Origin of the sequence: Streptomyces sp. NPDC058240 (genome assembly GCF_042882135.1) — a bacterium.
Classification (GTDB): Bacteria; Actinomycetota; Actinomycetes; order Streptomycetales; family Streptomycetaceae; genus Streptomyces.
On sequence record NZ_JBHVWT010000024.1, the window covers coordinates 23,167 to 38,482 of the forward strand.

Genomic DNA, 15,316 nt, shown 5'->3' on the forward strand with positions numbered 1-15,316 from the left:
TGCGGACGAGCGGGGTCAGGGGGTGGTGCCGAGGGCTGTCCCGTAATCCCTGATGGATCAGCGTGCGGCGTCTGATGCGGTCCATCGCAAGGCGGAGGGATGCCCGAATACTGGATGTATTCGGGCGTTCCGACAACGCGGCGAGGTGCCATAGCTGTCGTCGCACGCCCGCCAGGGATTACGGGACAGCCCTCAGGGCCCGGCGCAGAAAGGCCAGGCCGTCGGTCGCGATGCTGTCCTGGGTACCGGCGAGCGGCCGCCAGACCGAGGCGGCGACCGCGATGGCGTCGTTGTGCGCGGTGAACGACTCGATGCAGAGCGGGCCCCAGTAGCCGCTCGTGGTGAGCGCGGTGAGGAAGCCGGGCCAGTCGAGACAGTCGGCGCCGGGCGTGCCCCGGTCGTTGGCGCACACCTGGACATGGACGATGCGGCCGGCCGCGCGGCGCACGGCGTCGGGCAGCGAGCGTTCCTCGATGTTCTGGTGGTAGACGTCGAGCGCGAGGCCGATGGTGGCCCCGGGGAGTCCGGTCAGCGCTTCGAGGGTCTGGTCGACGGTGTTGAGCAGGCTCGTCTCGTACCGGTTGAGGGGCTCCACGGCGAGGCGCACCCCAGCCGCGCGGGCGTGTTCGACGACCGGGGCGAGGTTCTCCCGCAACTCCTCGTACGCCGCGGCGCGTTCGTTGCGGTCCATCCGCCAGGTCCGGCCCACCGCCGCATACATGGGTCCGGCGACGGTGGGGGCGTCGAGGGCGCGGGCGGCGTCGACGCAGCGGTGCAGGTAGTCCTGGGTGACCCGGACGGTCTGCGGATCGGTGCGGACCAGGTCGCGGCCGGGCGGCATGACGGCGATCACCGCGGCGGGGGCGAGGCCGGAGGCGTCGAGGAGCTTGGCGACGGATGCGGGCGCCCAGTCCCGTTCGTTCTCCAGTGGGATCTCGACGCAGTCGAAGCCCCACCCGGACAGCCGCGGCAGGACGTCACCGAGCGTTTCGTACGTCACCGGCGAGTGCCAGATCCACGGATTGGCACCGAGCGGGAAGGCGACGGTCACTTCTTTCCTCCCCACTTCTCCGGGAATCCGGGCAGGTTCTCGCAGCCGCACATCGCGTAGTGCAGGGGCGGCATGCCGGGCTTGTAGTACTGGTCGAGGGTGTCCTGGGTGACGGTGGGCTGCGGAAGCTTCCACTCCTTCGGGACCTGCTCCCCCTTGAGGATTTTCAGCGCGGCGATGACCGGGGTGCGCCACTGGAAGGTGGGGTACGAGGGGGCGATGGCGGTGAGTTTCTTCTCCTTCCAGACCTGGAGGAAGTCCTGCTGGTCCTCGCCGGTGATGGGCGGTACGTCCTTTCCGGCGTCCTCGAATGCCTCGACGGCGGCGACGGAGGTCGCCCCGGAGTCCATCCAGACGCCGTCGATGTCGCCGTTGCGGGTGAGGGCGTCGGTGACGATCGCCTTGGTCTTCGCCGGGTCGCCGTCGGTGAACTTCACGTCCACGACGTGGAGTCCGCTCTTGTCGAACGCGAGCTTCGCCGCCGACCAGCGGGTCTCCAGCACATCGACTCCCGGGGAGATCCGCAGGGCGAGGATCTTCCCCTTGGGCTTCACCTTCCCGACGAGGAAGTCGGCGGCGACCGCCCCATATCCGTAACCACCGATCGGGTTGATGAAGGTGACGGCGCAGTCGGTCTCGACACCCCGGTCGAAGACGATCACGGGCACCTTTCCGCAGGCCTGCTCGACGGCGGGGGTGAGGGTGGCCGTGGTGTTCGGGGAGACGATCAGGGCGTCGCAGTCCTGGCCTGCGAGTTCCTGGATGTCGGAGATCTGCTTGTCGTCCTTGCCCTGTGCGTCGAGCACGGTGAAGCCGGTGATCTCCTTGTGGAGTGCGGCCTCGGCCCGCATGTTCTTCAGGCCGACCTGGCGCCAGGGGTTGAAGACTCCGGCGTTGGAGAAGCAGAGACGGATTCCCCCGGACCCCTTCTTCCGGTACTGGGTGGTGTCGACGAGCTTCGGGCCGAGCATCTGCTCCCACGGTTTTCCGGCGGGCCCCTGCGGGGTCACCTCGGCGAGGCCGAGCTGGCGCTCGTACTCGGCCCGGTCGAAGAACTTCGACTGCTCACCGGTACCCGGGTCGCCCGTGCTGCCGCTCGCTCGGGCGCCGGGCGCGTCGGGCGGTGCGTCGCTCGTGCAGCCGGCCAGCAGGGCCGCGCCCAGCATGGCGGCGACCGGCGCGAGGACATGTCCGATCTTTCGCGTGCTCATGAGGTTTTCGCTCCCGGGGGTTCGGTGCCGCGGCGGCGCAGCCGGGACCAGTCGGCTGCGCCGAGGGCGACGGCGGCGATGACGATGACGCCTTGCACGGTCGATTCCAGGGCTCCGGAGACGCCCTGGAGGTTGAGCAGGGTGAACAGTGCCTGGAGCGAGAACGCCCCGGCCATCGCCGCGACGACGGAGCCCCGGCCACCGCCGAGCACCACGCCGCCCAGGACGACGGCCGTGATCGCCTCGAACTCGTAGCCCCGGCCGGCCTGCGCCGAGACTCCCGAGAAGCCGCCGACGAGTACGGCCGCGAGCGCCGCCGCGACGCCGGAGAGCACGAAGGCGATGGTCCGGGCACGCGCGACCCGGACTCCGGCCAGCGCCGCGGCTCGTTCGCTGTCGCCGGTGGCGAGGAGCGTACGGCCGAAGTCGGAACGCATCAGGCGTACCGCCAGGAGTCCCGCGACGACGCAGGCGAGCACGGCCCACGGCAGCCAGCCGAACGCGGTGCCTCGCCCCAGCCTGCGGAATTCCCCGGGCAGCGCGCCGTGCGGGGAGCCTCCGGTCCAGAAGAAGACGGCACCTTCGAGGATCAGCATCATGCCGAGCGTGGTGATGAACGACGGCACGCGCAGCAGAGTGGTGATCAGTCCGCTGACGAGACCGGCGAGGGCTCCGGCGAGCAGCAGCACCGCGGTGACGAGCGGCCAGGGCGCGGCCGGGAACGAACCGTACAGCTCGGCGGCGACGACCACCCCCGCGGTGACGATCGCTCCGACGGAGAGGTCGAACTCGCCGCAGACGATGACCAGGTACTGGCCGGCGGCGAGGATCACCAGGGGTGCGGCGCGCTTGACGAAGGAGAGGAAGCGGTCGGGTTCGTAGAAGCCCGGGTCGGTGAGGGCGAGCGCGGCGAGGAGCACCGCGAGCAGGAGGTAGACGGGTGTGCCGGTGGTGAGAGCGCGCAGGACACGGCGGCCGGCGGGCGCCTGGGCGGCGGTGGTCATGCGGTCCTCTCCTGCGGGGTGCGGCGGCCCCGCGCGTAGAGGGCGACGGCCGCGATGATGACGACGCCGCGGACGACGTTCTTGAAGAACGGGTCCACGGACAGCTGGTTGAAGACGCTGTCGAGCACGGCGAGGACGAGAACTCCGCCGAGGGTGCCCGCCACTCCCCCGCGCCCTCCGGCGAGCGCGGTGCCGCCGAGGACGACGGCGGCGATGGACTCCAGGTCGTAGCGGGCCTCCGTGCCCGCCCAGGGAGCCCCGGCGCCGAGCCGGGCGGCGAGGAAGAGGGCCGCCGCGCCGACGCAGAGCGAGCACAGGAGGTGTGCGGCGATGACGGTGCGCCGGGTGCGGACGCCGGAGAGCCGGGCGGCGTGCTCGTCACCGCCGGTCGCGTACATGTGGTGGCCGAGCCGGGTGCGGTGGGTGATCAGCCAGAGGGCGGCGGCGACCGCGAGGAGGAGGAAGAGGGAGACGGGAACCGGCCCGATCCGGTCGTAGCCGAGGTGCTGGAAGGAGGCGGGGACCTTGCCCGCGGGGCCGGTGTAGTTGTCCTCGATCCAGCCGCGCAGGATGAAGGCCGTGCCGAGGGTGGCGATGAACGCGTTGACCTTGAGGCCGGTGACGATCAGCCCGTTGGCCAGGCCGACGGCTGCGCAGAGCGCGAGGACGGCGATGACGGCGACGAGCACGTTGCCGCTCTTCATCGTCTCCGCGGCGACGAGGGTGCCCAGGCTGATGAGGTAGGCGACGGACAGGTCGAGCGATCCGGTGAGGATGACGACGGACTGGCCGACGGCCACGAGCCCGAGGGCGACACAGTTCTGGAGGATCGTGACGACATTGGTCACGGTCAGGAAGTCCCCGCCGCGGGCCGCGACGGCGATCCAGCCGAGCACGGTGACGGCGAGGGCGGCGAGCCAGACCCCGGCCACGGGGCCGCTGAGGCGCGGCCGGGCCGTCCGTGGCGGGTTGGCACGGGGCCGGGTGCTCAAGTCGGGCCGTAGCGCGGTCATGCTGCTCCCTCCCATGCGCGGTCGCCGCCGGTGGCGACGCGCATGACGGCCTCTTCCGGGGCACCGGCGGGCAGTTCACCGGCGAGGCGGCCTTCGGCCATGACGAGGATGCGGTCGCTCATGCCGATCAGTTCGGGCAGTTCGGAGGAGATGATCAGTACCGCGAGGCCCTCGCGTGCCAGTTCCCTCACGAGGGTGTGGATGGCCGCCTTGGCGCCGACGTCGACGCCGCGGGTCGGCTCGTCGAAGAGGAGCACCCGGGGGCGGGCGGCGAGCCATTTGGCGATGACGACCTTCTGCTGGTTGCCGCCGGACAGGTACTGGACCTGCTGGTCGTCGCCGTGGGCGTGGAGGCGTACGCGTTCCAGCAGCGCGGTCACCTCGCGGCGCGCGGCCGGTCCGCCGCGCGCGGGGACGGCGCGGGTCACGAGCAGCGCGTTGTCGGCCACCGACTGGTGCAGCGCGAGGCCCTCCCCCTTGCGGTCCTCGGTGACCAGGGCGATTCCGGCCCGGACGGCTTCCCGGGGGCGTGCCGGGCGCAGCGGCTCCCCGCCGACGGTCATGGTGCCCGTGGTGAAGGGGTCGACGCCGAAGAGGGCGCGGGCGAGGGAGGTGCGGCCGGAGCCCTGGAGACCGGCGACGCCGACGACCTCGCCGGCCCGCAGGGTCAGATCGATGCCGGAGATCCGGGCGTTGCCGCCGCCGCTCACCGTGAGCCGCGCCTCGCCGGGCTCTCCCGGGCGGGCCCGGGGCGGGTAGTAGGCGCCGAGTTCCCGTCCGACCATGGCGCGCACCACCGTGTCGGCGTCGGTGTCGCAGGTGTCGAGGGTGGTGACGCGGCGGCCGTCCTTGAGAACGGTGATGCGCCGCGAGAGGTCGAAGACCTCGCGGAGCCGGTGCGAGACGTAGAGGATGCCGAGTCCGCGGGCGGTCAGGCGGCGGACCAGGGCGCAGAGCCGCTCGACCTCGTGGTCGGCGAGTGCGGCGGTGGGTTCGTCCATCACCAGGATGCGGACGTCGGATGCGAGGGCCTTGACGATCTCCACGGTCTGCCGGCGTGCGACGGACAGCTCGTGGACGGGGGTCCGGGGGGTGATGCCGGTCTCGTCGAGCTCGGCGAGGAGTTCGGCGGTGCGCCGCTCCATGGTGCGTCGGTCGACGAGTCCGTACCGGGTCGGTTCGCGGCCGAGGAAGACGTTCTCGGCGACCGTGCGGTGCTCCAGGAGCGCGAACTCCTGGTGGATGATGCCGATCCCGGCGGCCTGGGCCTGGGCCGGGTGACTGAAGGAGTGAGCGGTGCCGTCGATGGTGAGGGTTCCCGCGTCGGGTAAGTGCTCGCCCGCGAGGATCTTCATCAGTGTCGACTTTCCCGCACCGTTCTCCCCCACCAGGGCATGCACTTCTCCGGCTTCGAGGTCGAGCCCCACCCCTTCGAGCACACGCACCCCGAGAAAGCTCTTGGACACACCCTGCATCGTCAGCATCGAACTGCTCCTCGCTCAGTGGTCTGCAGAGCAGAGTCGTGACAGCCATTGGGAGTGTCAAGGTCTCAAGCACCTTTGTTTTACGGCGACTTGGCCCTCACTTATGCCGATGCCCGAACATTGGATGCCTTGTGAGCAGCGAAAGTCGTCCCTAGGGTGACTGCCATGTCTTCGCCGTCGGATCGCAATTCCGCTGCCGCATCGCACTCGCCGGGCGAGGTGCTCGCACTGATCGGTTCCGGGGCGGTGGCGACCCGTGCCGATATTGCCCGGGTCACCGGAATGGCCCGTTCGACGGTCTCCCAGCGAGTGGACGCGTTGATCGCGCACGGTCTCGTGGACGAGGACGCCGACGGCGGTTCCACCGGCGGCCGGCCGCCCCGGCGGCTGGCGCTGCGCACCCGTGAGCACGCGGTGGCCGGGGTGGATCTGGGGGCCTCGCACTGCCGGGTGGCGCTGATGGACATCGGTGGGACCACGCTCGCCACGCACGAGGAGCCGCTGTCGATCGGGGACGGCCCGGATTCCGTGCTGCGGCACGTGGAACGCACCGTGCGCGCCCTGCTGGAGGAGACGCACCGGGAGCCGAGGACGCTGCGGTCCATCGGCGTCGGGGTGCCGGGCCCGGTGGAGTTCTCCACCGGCCGTCCCGTCGATCCGCCGATCATGCCGGGCTGGCACCAATACCCGATCCCGGAGTTCTTCGCTTCCCGGTTCGGGGTGCGGGCGCTCGTCGACAACGATGTGAACGTGATGGCGCTGGGCGAGCAGCGGCGCGCTTTCCCGGACTGCCGCTATCTGCTGTACATCAAGGTCGGTACGGGGATCGGCTGCGGAATCGTCGCCGACGGCAGGCTGCACCGGGGGGCGCAGGGGTGCGCGGGCGACATCGGCCATATCCGGGTCGGGGATCTCGACGATCCGTGCCGGTGCGGCAATTCGGGCTGCCTGGAGGCGGTCGCGGGCGGTGCGTCACTGGCGGCGAAGCTGGTCGGACTGGGGCAGGACGCGGCATCGGGCAGCGATGTCGTGCGGCTGGTGCAGTCCGGTAACCGGGACGCCGTACGCATGGTGCGGGAGGCCGGGCGGGCGGTCGGCGAGGTCCTCGCCGGCCTGGTGAACTTCTTCAACCCGGACACTGTGGTGATGGGCGGCGCGCTGGCCGCCGTTCACGACCAGTTGCTCGCCGGGGTGCGGGAGGCGGTGTACCGGCGCTCGCATCCGCTGGCCACCCAGTTGCTGCGGATCGAGCCGAGCCGCACGGGTGAGAACGCGGCAGCGGTGGGGGCGGGGATCCTCGCCATCGAGCACGCCCTGTCTCCCGCGCAGGTGAACCGGCTGGTCGCGGGCTGAGCCCGAGTGCCCCTCCGCGCACGGATGATACGCGGAGGGGCACCGGTCACGCCGACACTTCGTCGTGCGGTTACGCGGGAGTCATCAGGTCCCACCGGGCCTCGAACAGCACGCACCGGTACTGCGCCCAGCTCCCGTCGGTGACGCCCGCGTCCCCGGCCGCGACGCACTCCTGCTGGGTGTCGAAGGAGCCGGAGACGTCCCAGCCCTGCGCCCCGGTCTCGGACGCGGCGGCGGCCGAGACCGTCGCGACGGTGACGACGGCTCCTGCGCCGGTGAGTGCGAGCGCCAGGGCGACGCCCGTGGCCGCGGTGGCGGCGGTCCGGATCGGCTTGTGCATGAAGGCCTCCTTCTGGTCGTACGGGTTGCCCGGCATTCCGTCGCAGCTGCGACGGCTTCGGCGCGGTCTCAGCGCGTGCGCACGATGTCCACGTCGGACGCCTTCACGAAGGCGATCCGGTGGCCGATCTGCACCGTCACGTACTTCTCCTTGCCACCGAAGTACGCGTGGTCGAGCGGGTACGAGGAGTCGATCGTCGGCGCGTAGAAGAAGCCCGTCGGCGCCTCGCCCCCACCGGGGTAGGACTGGCCGGCCTTGATCGTGTACTGGAGCGGCGAGCCCACCCGCTTGTCCGCGAAGTCCGCGGGGTACTCGGACGCCTCCGGGTACGCGACCCCGTACACCGGTACGTCCGTGCGGCCCGCCTTGGGCCTGACGACATAGCCGGAGGTCGGCGTGGTGTTCCGGCTGCGGGCCGGGGTCTCGAACCAGGCCTTCTGGCCGTACCACCAGATCGCCGTCCAGCCGGGGGCGTGGTCCGCGACGACGGCCTGCTGGGTGGCGCTGATCTTGCTGCCCCAGTCGGCCGCGCAGTTCGTGCCGGGCGAGCCGTCGGTGTGCAGGCCGGGGTCGGAGAAGAGGGGCGCGTCCGTGGACGGTGCGGTGTGCAGCGGGACGGCGCTGGAACCCTGGACCGGCAGGTCGACGCCCTTCTCGCAGTCGCGGAACGCCTGCTGGTTCTTCTTGAAGTCCGGGCTGACGGTGATCAGTTCGCTTCTCTTGGGGGCGCTCGGCACGGTGGGCTTGCCGAGCAGCGCCATGAAGCGGTTCCAGTCCCAGTACGTGCCCGGGTCCCAGTGCATGTTCTTGGTGCCGGACGCGCTGGTGGGCGGCACTCCGTCGTGACCGATGATGTGCTGGCGGTCGAGCGGTATGTCGTACTTGGCCGCGAGGTAGCGCACCAGCTTGGCGGTCGAGCGGTACATCTCGGGGGTGTACCACTTGGCGCCCTCGACGGCGACGCCCTCCTGCTCGATGCCGATGGAGTGGCTGTTGACGTACCAGTTGCCCGCCTGCCAGGCGACGTCCTTGCCCTTGACCATCTGGGTGACATGGCCGTCGGCCGAGCGCACCACGTAGTGGGCGGAGGTCTGCTTCAGCGGGTTCTGGAAGATCTTCAGGGTGGTGTCGAAGTCTTCCTCGGTGTCGTGCAGAACGATGAATCTGACCTTGCTGGTGTGCGGTCGGTCCGCGGTGTCGTAATTCCCGTACGTCTCCTTGTCGGCCGGGTCACCCGTCTGCTGGTAGGCCGCCGGTACCCAGTCGCATCCGAGGCTGCGGGGGCATTCCGGCCGCACTCCGGCCGCACCGGCCTGCACCGTGGGGCTGAGCAGCGCCATGCTCAGTGCGCCGACACCTGTCAACGCGAGTGCGAGTCCGGTCCTCTGCTTGGACGTCATGACAACCCTTCTTGGAGCCGTGCGTGATGGAGCCGTGCCTGATCCGATCCCACTGTTCCGCTGTGCGCGCACACTCTCCGACCTGAGATGACAGCACGTCAAGGGATCCATGGAGGTCGCGGGTCGAGCCAGTGGACCAGACCACTGGCAGGGCTACTGACCTGCGACGGAAAAATTCAACTGGTCTTCGGCGACGGCGCGTTGCCCGGGTCCCACGGAGGGGCGGGTCGGCCGCCGATCCGTGTCCGGCCGCCATCCACGAGCACGCCTTTTGTGTGACTAATGCCGGATGTGCGTGCCCCGAACGGCCGAAGGGTAGTGCTCGCGCCGACACGATCACGTCCGTGCGGCGTTCGCACGGCGATCCAGGAAAGGCCGGACGCACATGGCTCAGCCGTTCACCCTGCCGGATTTCTACGTTCCGTATCCGGCGCGGCTCAACGCCCACGTCGAGGAGGCCCGAGTACACACCAAGCAGTGGGCGCGCAGCATAGGGATGGTGGAGGGTTCGGGCATCTGGGAGGAGAAGGACATCGACTCCCACGACTACGCGCTGCTGTGCGCGTACACCCACCCCGACTGCTCGGCCGAGGCGCTTTCGCTGGTCACCGACTGGTACGTGTGGGTCTTCTTCTTCGACGACCACTTCCTGAAGCTCTTCAAGCGCAACCCCGACCGTGAGGGCGCCAAGCAGTATCTGGACCGGTTGCCGGCGTTCATGCCGATGGACCGCGGGGCCCCGATGCCGGAGCCGACGAATCCGGTCGAGGCGGGACTGGCCGATCTCTGGACGCGTACGGTGCCGAGCATGTCCGACGCCTGGCGGGCCAGGTTCGCCGTGGCGACGGAGAACCTGCTCAACGAGTCGCTGTGGGAGCTCGCCAACATCGACGAGGGGCGCATCGCGAACCCCGTCGAGTACATCGAGATGCGCCGCAAGGTGGGCGGCGCCCCCTGGTCGGCGGGTCTCGTGGAGTACGCGGCGGACGCCGAGGTCCCCGAGGCGGTGGCCGACGGGCGTGCGCTGCGGGTGCTGCGGGACGCCTTCTCCGACGGCGTGCACCTGCGCAACGACCTCTTCTCGTACCAGCGGGAGGTCGAGGACGAGGGCGAGAACAGCAACGGTGTGCTGGTCCTGGAGCACTTCCTCGGCTGTACCACGCAGGAGGCCGCCGACGCGGTGAACGATCTGCTGACGTCCCGGCTGCAGCAGTTCGAGAACACCGCGCTCACCGAACTCGGGCCGCTCTGCGCGGAGAAGGGGCTCGATCCCCCCGAGGCCGCGGCCGTTCTCGCGTACGTCAAGGGCTTGCAGGACTGGCAGTCCGGCGGTCATGAGTGGCACATGCGCTCCAGCCGCTACATGAACGACGGCGCGGTCGAAGCGGCCACGACCGGCTTCGGCATGGCCGCGGCGTCGATCCGGTTCACGTCACGCTCGGAGGCGGCCCGGCTGCGCAGCCACACCCATGTGCCGTACCAGCGCGTCGGCCCGTCGCTGCTGCCGGACTTCGAGCTGCCCTTCGGCACGACGCTCAGTCCGCATCTGGACGGGGCGCGGGTACGGATCGTGGACTGGGCGGGCCGGATGGGCATCCTGGAGGCGCAGCCGGGGGTGCCCGGTTCGCACATCTGGGACGAGGAGCGCCTCGTCGCGACCGATCTGCCGCTGTGCGCGGCGGGACTGCACCCGGACGCGACGCCGGAGGAGCTGGACCTCTCCTCGCAGTGGCTGACCTGGGGGACGTACGGCGACGACTGGTTCCCGGTGGTGCACGGACGGGCCCGCGACCTGGCGGGGGCCAAGCTCGCCAATGAGCGTCTGTCGCTGTTCATGCCCCTGGACGGATCCGGGACGCCCGAACCGGTCAACGCCCTGGAGCGGGGGCTCGCCGATCTCTGGGCGAGGACCTCGGCCCCGATGGACGCGGACGGGCGCCGCGCGTTCCGGAAGGCGGTCGAGGACATGACCGCGAGCTGGGTGTGGGAGCTGGCGAACCAGGTGCAGAACCGCATCCCCGACCCGGTGGACTACGTCGAGATGCGGCGCATGACCTTCGGCTCCGACCTCACGATGAGCCTGTGCCGGCTGGGGCACGGCAGGAAGGTCCCGCCGGAGATCTACCACAGCGGGCCGCTGCGCTCCCTGGAGAACGCGGCGGCGGACTACGCGTGTCTGCTCAACGACCTGTTCTCGTACCAGAAGGAGATCGAGTTCGAGGGCGAGGTGCACAACGGCGTCCTGGTCGTGCAGAACTTCTTCGGGGTGGACTATCCGACCGGGGTGGCGATCGTGTACGACCTGATGAAGTCGCGACTGAGGCAGTTCCTGCATGTCGCCGAGCAGGAACTCCCGGTGCTCTACGACGACTTCGGGCTGGACGCGGAGGCGAGGGAGGTCCTCGCCGGGTACGTGCAGGAGCTCAAGCACTGGATCGCGGGCATCCTGATCTGGCACCGGGACTGCCGGCGCTACCGCGAGCAGGACCTGCTGCGCGGCACCGGAACCCCGTGGCACATCAGCGGTCCCACGGGGCTCGGTGTCTCGGCGGCGCGGGTGACCGCGCTGTTCGCTCAGCCCTCGGCGACCAGCGTGTAGCGACCGCCTGCACGTGCCTTGAAGACCTTCTCGCCGCTCGCGAACAGCGAGCTGCGGACGGTCACTTCACGGCTGCGGCTCGCCGTGATCACCACACGGCGGGCCTGCCCCGCGGCCCATTCGATGTCGACCGTGAAGCCTCCCCGGGCGCGCAGCCCGCGCACCGATCCGTCCGGCCAGCCCGACGGGAGGGCGGGGAGGATGTCGACGGTGTCGTGCTGGCTCTGCAGCAGCATTTCGGCGATGCCCGAGGTGGCGCCGAAGTTGCCGTCGATCTGGAAGGGCGGGTGGGTGTCCCAGAGGTTGGGCAGGGTGGAGTTCTTCAGCTGTTCGGCGAGCATCCTGTGGGCGTGGTCGCCGTCGCGCAGCCGCGCCCAGAAGTTGATCTTCCATGCCTTGGACCAGCCGGTGCCGCCGTCGCCGCGTGCGCCGAGGGAGACCTCGGCCGCCTCGGCCCACTTGCTGCCGGGTTCGATCTGCCGCCCGGGGTGCAGGGCGAAGAGGTGCGAGACATGGCGGTGGTCGTCGGCCGGGTCGTCGCGGTCGCTCTTCCACTCCTGGAGCTGGCCCCAGGAGCCGATCCGCAGCCCGGGGTCGAGCCGGACGAGGGCGGTCTCCAGGCGGCTGCGGAAGGCAGGTGAGTCACCGAGGGTGCGGGCGGCCTCCAGGGTGTTGGTGAGGAGGTCGTGCACGATCTGCTGGGACATCGCGGCACCGGCGGTGAAGTCGCCGTGCTCGGGCGAGTAGCTGGGGGTGACGACGAGCAGTCCGTCGCGCGGGTCGGTGCGCAGATTGGCCAGCCAGAATTCGGCCGCCTCCTTCATCGCCGGGTAGGCGGTGGAGCGCAGGTAGTCGGTGGATCCGCCGAACCGGTAGTGCTCGTACATCTGTTGGGTGAGCCAGGCGGCGGCCTCCGGGAACCAGAAGGCGGTGGACCAGTCGTGGACGCCGGTGAAGCCGTACGGGTTGGTCTCGTTGTGCACCACCCAGCCGGCGGTCCCGAACATCTCCTTCGCGGTCTTCCGGCCGGGGGCGCGCATCGCTTCGATGTAGCGGTCGTAGGGTGCGGTGGTCTCGGCGAGGTTGGTGACCTCGGCGAGCCAGTAGTTCATCTGCAGATTGATGTTGCTGTGGTAGTCGGCCGACCAGGGCGGGGTGGTGGAGTTGTTCCAGACGCCCTGGAGGTTGGCGGGCAGCGAGCCGGCCCGCGAGGAGGCGATCAGCAGGTAGCGGCCGTACTGGAAGAACAGCGCTTCCAGCGCCCGGTCGGCGGGACTCGCACCGCCCGTGTAGCGGGCGAGCAACTGGTCGGTGGGCAGGTCGGGCAGTTGCTGGCCGATGTCGAGGGCGACCCGGTCGAAGAGGGTGCGGTGGTCGCGTACGTGGGTGTCGCGGACCTTCTCGTAGGAGGTCCGGGCGGCGGAGTCCACGGCGGCGGTGACCGCCGGGTGCGGGTCGTCGCCCCGGTAGGAGGGGTAGTCGTCGGCGTAGTCGGTGCCCGCGGCGAGGACGAACCAGGCGCTGTCGGCGCCGGTGACGGTGAGGGTGCCGTCCGTGCCCGCGGTGACGGTGCCGCCGCTGGTCAGGACGCGGATCTGGGCCTCGAAGCGCAGACCGTTGTCCTCCAGCGCGCCGCGTACGGTGAGCCGGTCGCGGTCGGCGGTGACGGTGCAGTCGCTGCGGGGTGAGGTGTAGCGCAGGGTGAAGGACACCTGCCCCGGACGGTCGGCGCGGAGGCGCCCCGCGATGACCCTGCCCGGGTGGGAGGCGAAGAACTCCCGTGTGTGGCCCACCTCTTGATGGGTGTAGGTCACTGAGGCGAGGGCGCTGCGCAGATCGAGGGTGCGGCGGTAGGAGGCGTCGGGGGCGGCCGGTGCGTTCGGCAGATCCAGCCGCAGGTCGCCGAAGACCTGGTAGGCGCCGTAGCCGCGCCGCGCCTGTCCGAGTTCGGCGGCGACGGCGTCCGGGCCGAGTGCGCCCTGACTGTCGAGGCGTTGCTGTACGCCGGTGAGGGCACCGGGCCTGGGGGCGGTCCAGTTCCCGAAGTCGTAGCCCTGGACGGAGCCGGGACCGCCGGTCCACAGCGTCTTTTCGTTGAAGGTGAGCCGTTCGGAGGCAAGCGTCCCGTACACGCTCGCGCCGAGGGCACCGCCGCCGATGGGGAGCGACTCGCGTTCCCAGTTCGCGGCCGGGGCGTCGTACCGGAGAGTCGGTTCCGCCTGTTTCTTCGAGTAGGCGACACTCTGCGATTCATCGGAGGTACCGACGGCGGTCGCCGCTCCGGAGAGGGTGGGAATTCCCAGTGCCAGAGCACTGGTTGCGCCGATCGCTGTCTTGACTGTGGTGCGTCGCGTGATCCCGGATGTCATGCGGCCGACGGTAAAGGTCCGACGACTGACCCGACAAGAAGCACGACAAAGCGGCCTCTTGGACGGAGGCCGCGAGCACTTGGACAGATGTTGGGGTATGTGCCCCGCCGCCGCCCGGGACAGGCGGACGGCCGACGGGAGGACCGTTTCAGCCCTGCTGGAACAGCTCGGCGGGCAGGGGCTTCAGCAGGGTGTACAGATCGTCGGTGATCGGTCGGTCCCAGCTGGCGATGGTGACGAGCACACCGTCGCTGCGGTCGAACTGGACGCAGGAGATCCGGCTCTCGGAGAGCTTGACCCGGCGGACGATCAGCAGGTTGTCGCCCTGCATCACGGGCATGTCCTCCGTGCCGGTGACCTCGACCGGCTCGTCGTTCTCCAGCGCGAGCAGCAGCTGGGCGACCTCGAACGGGACCTGGCCCTCCTCGGTCTCGCGGGCGGGCGAGCCCTCCGGGAGATTGCCGATGATCATCGCGGGGCCGCGTCCGCCGAACAGGTCGTAACGCAGAAAGACGCCCTGACAGCTTCCGTCGGGCGCGGGCAGCAGACCGGCTCCGAGGTTTCCGGGCCAGTCCCCCGGGTCCATGGCCAGGACGTCGAAGTCGGGGCCCGCGGGTGTGGCGGCGCTACGGCGGCGGAGGAAGGACATGCAGCCATGTTACGTGTCCGGGCTCACGTTGCGGAGCCGGGTCCGCGCAGGCCGGGGCGCCGACGGGCGCGCGGGCCGGACCCGGCCGGGTCCGCGCCCCGGGCTCAGGCGGATCCGCGCCCCGGCTCCCGGGAGGATTCCGCGGCCAGCGCCTCCAGCACGCCGACGGCCTCCTCGCCCCGGTCGTACGGGACGAACAAGTGGTCGTGATGGAAACCGGCCACCACATTGCAGCTCAGCCCCACGTCGGTGAGCGCCAGGGCCACGGCGGCGGTGAGTCCGACCGCGTCCAGCGCGGAGTGGACACGGAGGGTGATCCAGGCCGCGGCGTAGTCGTGGCCCAGCCCGGCCGAGACGGCCTGCGCCTCCGAAAGGACCAGCGTCAGCCCTTCGGCCTCGGTGACCGTGACGACGGGCGTGACATCGCGGGGGACGACGCCGTCGGGCACGCTCGTGAAGACGTAGCGACCGGGGTTCAGCTCCGGTCGCATTCCGCTCAGCAGGCTTCGGAGATCACGCTCACCGTTCACGGCGACCACGCTACCCACGGTGTGCGGTGACGCGACCCGAACGGGAACGCCGTCGTCCGGCCCTCAGGTGAGGTCGAACTCGCCGTCGCGGGCGTTCACCACGAAGGCGCGCCACTCGGCCGGGGTGAAGATGAGCGACGGGCCGCCGGGTTTGCCGGCGTTGCGCATCGCGATGAATCCCTCGACGAAGGCGATCTGTACATCTCCCACGCCCTGGCTGCCCGACCGCCAGTGCGCGTCGCTGAGATCGAGGTCCGGCTTGTCCCAGCCCGCGAAGGGCTGCTGGCCCGTGGTGCGCTCCGCCACGTCGGCT

At 70.3% G+C, this 15,316-nt stretch carries 13 protein-coding genes; 2 read left to right on the forward strand and 11 right to left on the reverse strand.

What is annotated here, in order from left to right:
• Nucleotides 1–178: 178 nt before the first annotated feature.
• From ACFVX4_RS28605 to ACFVX4_RS28625, 5 genes are read right to left on the reverse strand one after another with little or no spacing between them, the layout of a single operon-like run.
• Nucleotides 179–1,051: a sugar phosphate isomerase/epimerase family protein gene (locus ACFVX4_RS28605; protein WP_389982301.1), complete on the reverse strand. Its 873-nt coding sequence runs from the start codon at nucleotides 1,049–1,051 to the stop codon at nucleotides 179–181.
• Nucleotides 1,048–2,262, reverse strand: coding sequence for an ABC transporter substrate-binding protein (locus tag ACFVX4_RS28610; protein WP_389982304.1), 1,215 nt, complete (start codon nucleotides 2,260–2,262; stop codon nucleotides 1,048–1,050). The genes ACFVX4_RS28605 and ACFVX4_RS28610 overlap by 4 nt, the downstream gene beginning before the upstream one ends.
• A complete protein-coding gene (locus tag ACFVX4_RS28615) occupies nucleotides 2,259–3,266 on the reverse strand; it encodes an ABC transporter permease (protein ID WP_389982307.1) in 1,008 nt (335 codons plus the stop codon). The genes ACFVX4_RS28610 and ACFVX4_RS28615 overlap by 4 nt, the downstream gene beginning before the upstream one ends.
• The gene (locus tag ACFVX4_RS28620; RefSeq protein ID WP_389982310.1) at nucleotides 3,263–4,294 is read right to left on the reverse strand and encodes an ABC transporter permease; all 1,032 of its coding nucleotides are present in this window, start codon (nucleotides 4,292–4,294) and stop codon (nucleotides 3,263–3,265) included. Before ACFVX4_RS28620 ends, ACFVX4_RS28615 begins: the two co-directional genes overlap by 4 nt.
• The gene (locus ACFVX4_RS28625; RefSeq protein WP_389982312.1) at nucleotides 4,276–5,763 is read right to left on the reverse strand and encodes a sugar ABC transporter ATP-binding protein; all 1,488 of its coding nucleotides are present in this window, start codon (nucleotides 5,761–5,763) and stop codon (nucleotides 4,276–4,278) included. The genes ACFVX4_RS28620 and ACFVX4_RS28625 overlap by 19 nt, the downstream gene beginning before the upstream one ends.
• A gap of 165 nt (nucleotides 5,764–5,928) precedes the next feature.
• Here ACFVX4_RS28625 and ACFVX4_RS28630 point away from each other — a divergent pair, with 165 nt between their 5' ends.
• On the forward strand, nucleotides 5,929–7,116 hold the full coding sequence (locus ACFVX4_RS28630) for an ROK family protein (protein ID WP_389982315.1): 1,188 nt from the start codon (nucleotides 5,929–5,931) through the stop codon (nucleotides 7,114–7,116).
• Nucleotides 7,117–7,186: 70 nt separating this feature from the next.
• Here ACFVX4_RS28630 and ACFVX4_RS28635 read toward each other — a convergent pair whose 3' ends face one another.
• Together ACFVX4_RS28635 and ACFVX4_RS28640 are read right to left on the reverse strand one after the other, a co-directional pair.
• Complete coding sequence (locus tag ACFVX4_RS28635; RefSeq protein WP_389982318.1) at nucleotides 7,187–7,456, reverse strand: hypothetical protein; 270 nt, start codon at nucleotides 7,454–7,456, stop codon at nucleotides 7,187–7,189.
• Nucleotides 7,457–7,524: 68 nt separating this feature from the next.
• Complete coding sequence (locus ACFVX4_RS28640) at nucleotides 7,525–8,856, reverse strand: N-acetylmuramoyl-L-alanine amidase (RefSeq protein WP_389982321.1); 1,332 nt, start codon at nucleotides 8,854–8,856, stop codon at nucleotides 7,525–7,527.
• A gap of 385 nt (nucleotides 8,857–9,241) precedes the next feature.
• On the opposite strand from ACFVX4_RS28640, the gene ACFVX4_RS28645 reads away from it, so the two are divergent.
• On the forward strand, nucleotides 9,242–11,455 hold the full coding sequence (locus tag ACFVX4_RS28645; RefSeq protein WP_389982324.1) for a germacradienol/geosmin synthase: 2,214 nt from the start codon (nucleotides 9,242–9,244) through the stop codon (nucleotides 11,453–11,455).
• Here ACFVX4_RS28645 and ACFVX4_RS28650 read toward each other — a convergent pair.
• The 4 genes from ACFVX4_RS28650 to ACFVX4_RS28665 all read right to left on the reverse strand — a co-directional run bounded on the left by ACFVX4_RS28650 (nucleotide 11,431) and on the right by ACFVX4_RS28665 (nucleotide 15,309).
• Nucleotides 11,431–13,824, reverse strand: a complete 2,394-nt coding sequence (locus tag ACFVX4_RS28650; protein ID WP_389982327.1) for a glycoside hydrolase N-terminal domain-containing protein — start codon at nucleotides 13,822–13,824, stop codon at nucleotides 11,431–11,433. The genes ACFVX4_RS28645 and ACFVX4_RS28650 overlap by 25 nt on opposite strands.
• Nucleotides 13,825–13,972: 148 nt before the next feature.
• Nucleotides 13,973–14,473 (reverse strand): hypothetical protein, encoded by a 501-nt coding sequence (locus tag ACFVX4_RS28655; RefSeq protein ID WP_018550733.1) that lies wholly within the window; start codon nucleotides 14,471–14,473, stop codon nucleotides 13,973–13,975.
• Nucleotides 14,474–14,577: 104 nt separating this feature from the next.
• Complete coding sequence (locus tag ACFVX4_RS28660; protein ID WP_389982330.1) at nucleotides 14,578–15,003, reverse strand: ACT domain-containing protein; 426 nt, start codon at nucleotides 15,001–15,003, stop codon at nucleotides 14,578–14,580.
• Nucleotides 15,004–15,066: 63 nt separating this feature from the next.
• Nucleotides 15,067–15,309, reverse strand: a complete 243-nt coding sequence (locus ACFVX4_RS28665) for a DUF397 domain-containing protein (RefSeq protein ID WP_389982333.1) — start codon at nucleotides 15,307–15,309, stop codon at nucleotides 15,067–15,069.
• Nucleotides 15,310–15,316 lie beyond the last annotated feature (7 nt).

Coding starts and splice junctions, on each gene's coding strand:
- ACFVX4_RS28610 (WP_389982304.1), bottom strand. CDS start 2,262: ATGAGCACGCGAAAGATCGGACATGTCCTCGCGCCGGTCGCCGCCATG.
- ACFVX4_RS28615 (WP_389982307.1), bottom strand. CDS start 3,266: ATGACCACCGCCGCCCAGGCGCCCGCCGGCCGCCGTGTCCTGCGCGCT.
- ACFVX4_RS28620 (WP_389982310.1), bottom strand. CDS start 4,294: ATGGGAGGGAGCAGCATGACCGCGCTACGGCCCGACTTGAGCACCCGG.
- ACFVX4_RS28625 (WP_389982312.1), bottom strand. CDS start 5,763: ATGCTGACGATGCAGGGTGTGTCCAAGAGCTTTCTCGGGGTGCGTGTG.
- ACFVX4_RS28630 (WP_389982315.1), top strand. CDS start 5,929: ATGTCTTCGCCGTCGGATCGCAATTCCGCTGCCGCATCGCACTCGCCG.
- ACFVX4_RS28635 (WP_389982318.1), bottom strand. CDS start 7,456: ATGCACAAGCCGATCCGGACCGCCGCCACCGCGGCCACGGGCGTCGCC.
- ACFVX4_RS28640 (WP_389982321.1), bottom strand. CDS start 8,856: ATGACGTCCAAGCAGAGGACCGGACTCGCACTCGCGTTGACAGGTGTC.
- ACFVX4_RS28645 (WP_389982324.1), top strand. CDS start 9,242: ATGGCTCAGCCGTTCACCCTGCCGGATTTCTACGTTCCGTATCCGGCG.
- ACFVX4_RS28650 (WP_389982327.1), bottom strand. CDS start 13,824: ATGACATCCGGGATCACGCGACGCACCACAGTCAAGACAGCGATCGGC.
- ACFVX4_RS28655 (WP_018550733.1), bottom strand. CDS start 14,473: ATGTCCTTCCTCCGCCGCCGTAGCGCCGCCACACCCGCGGGCCCCGAC.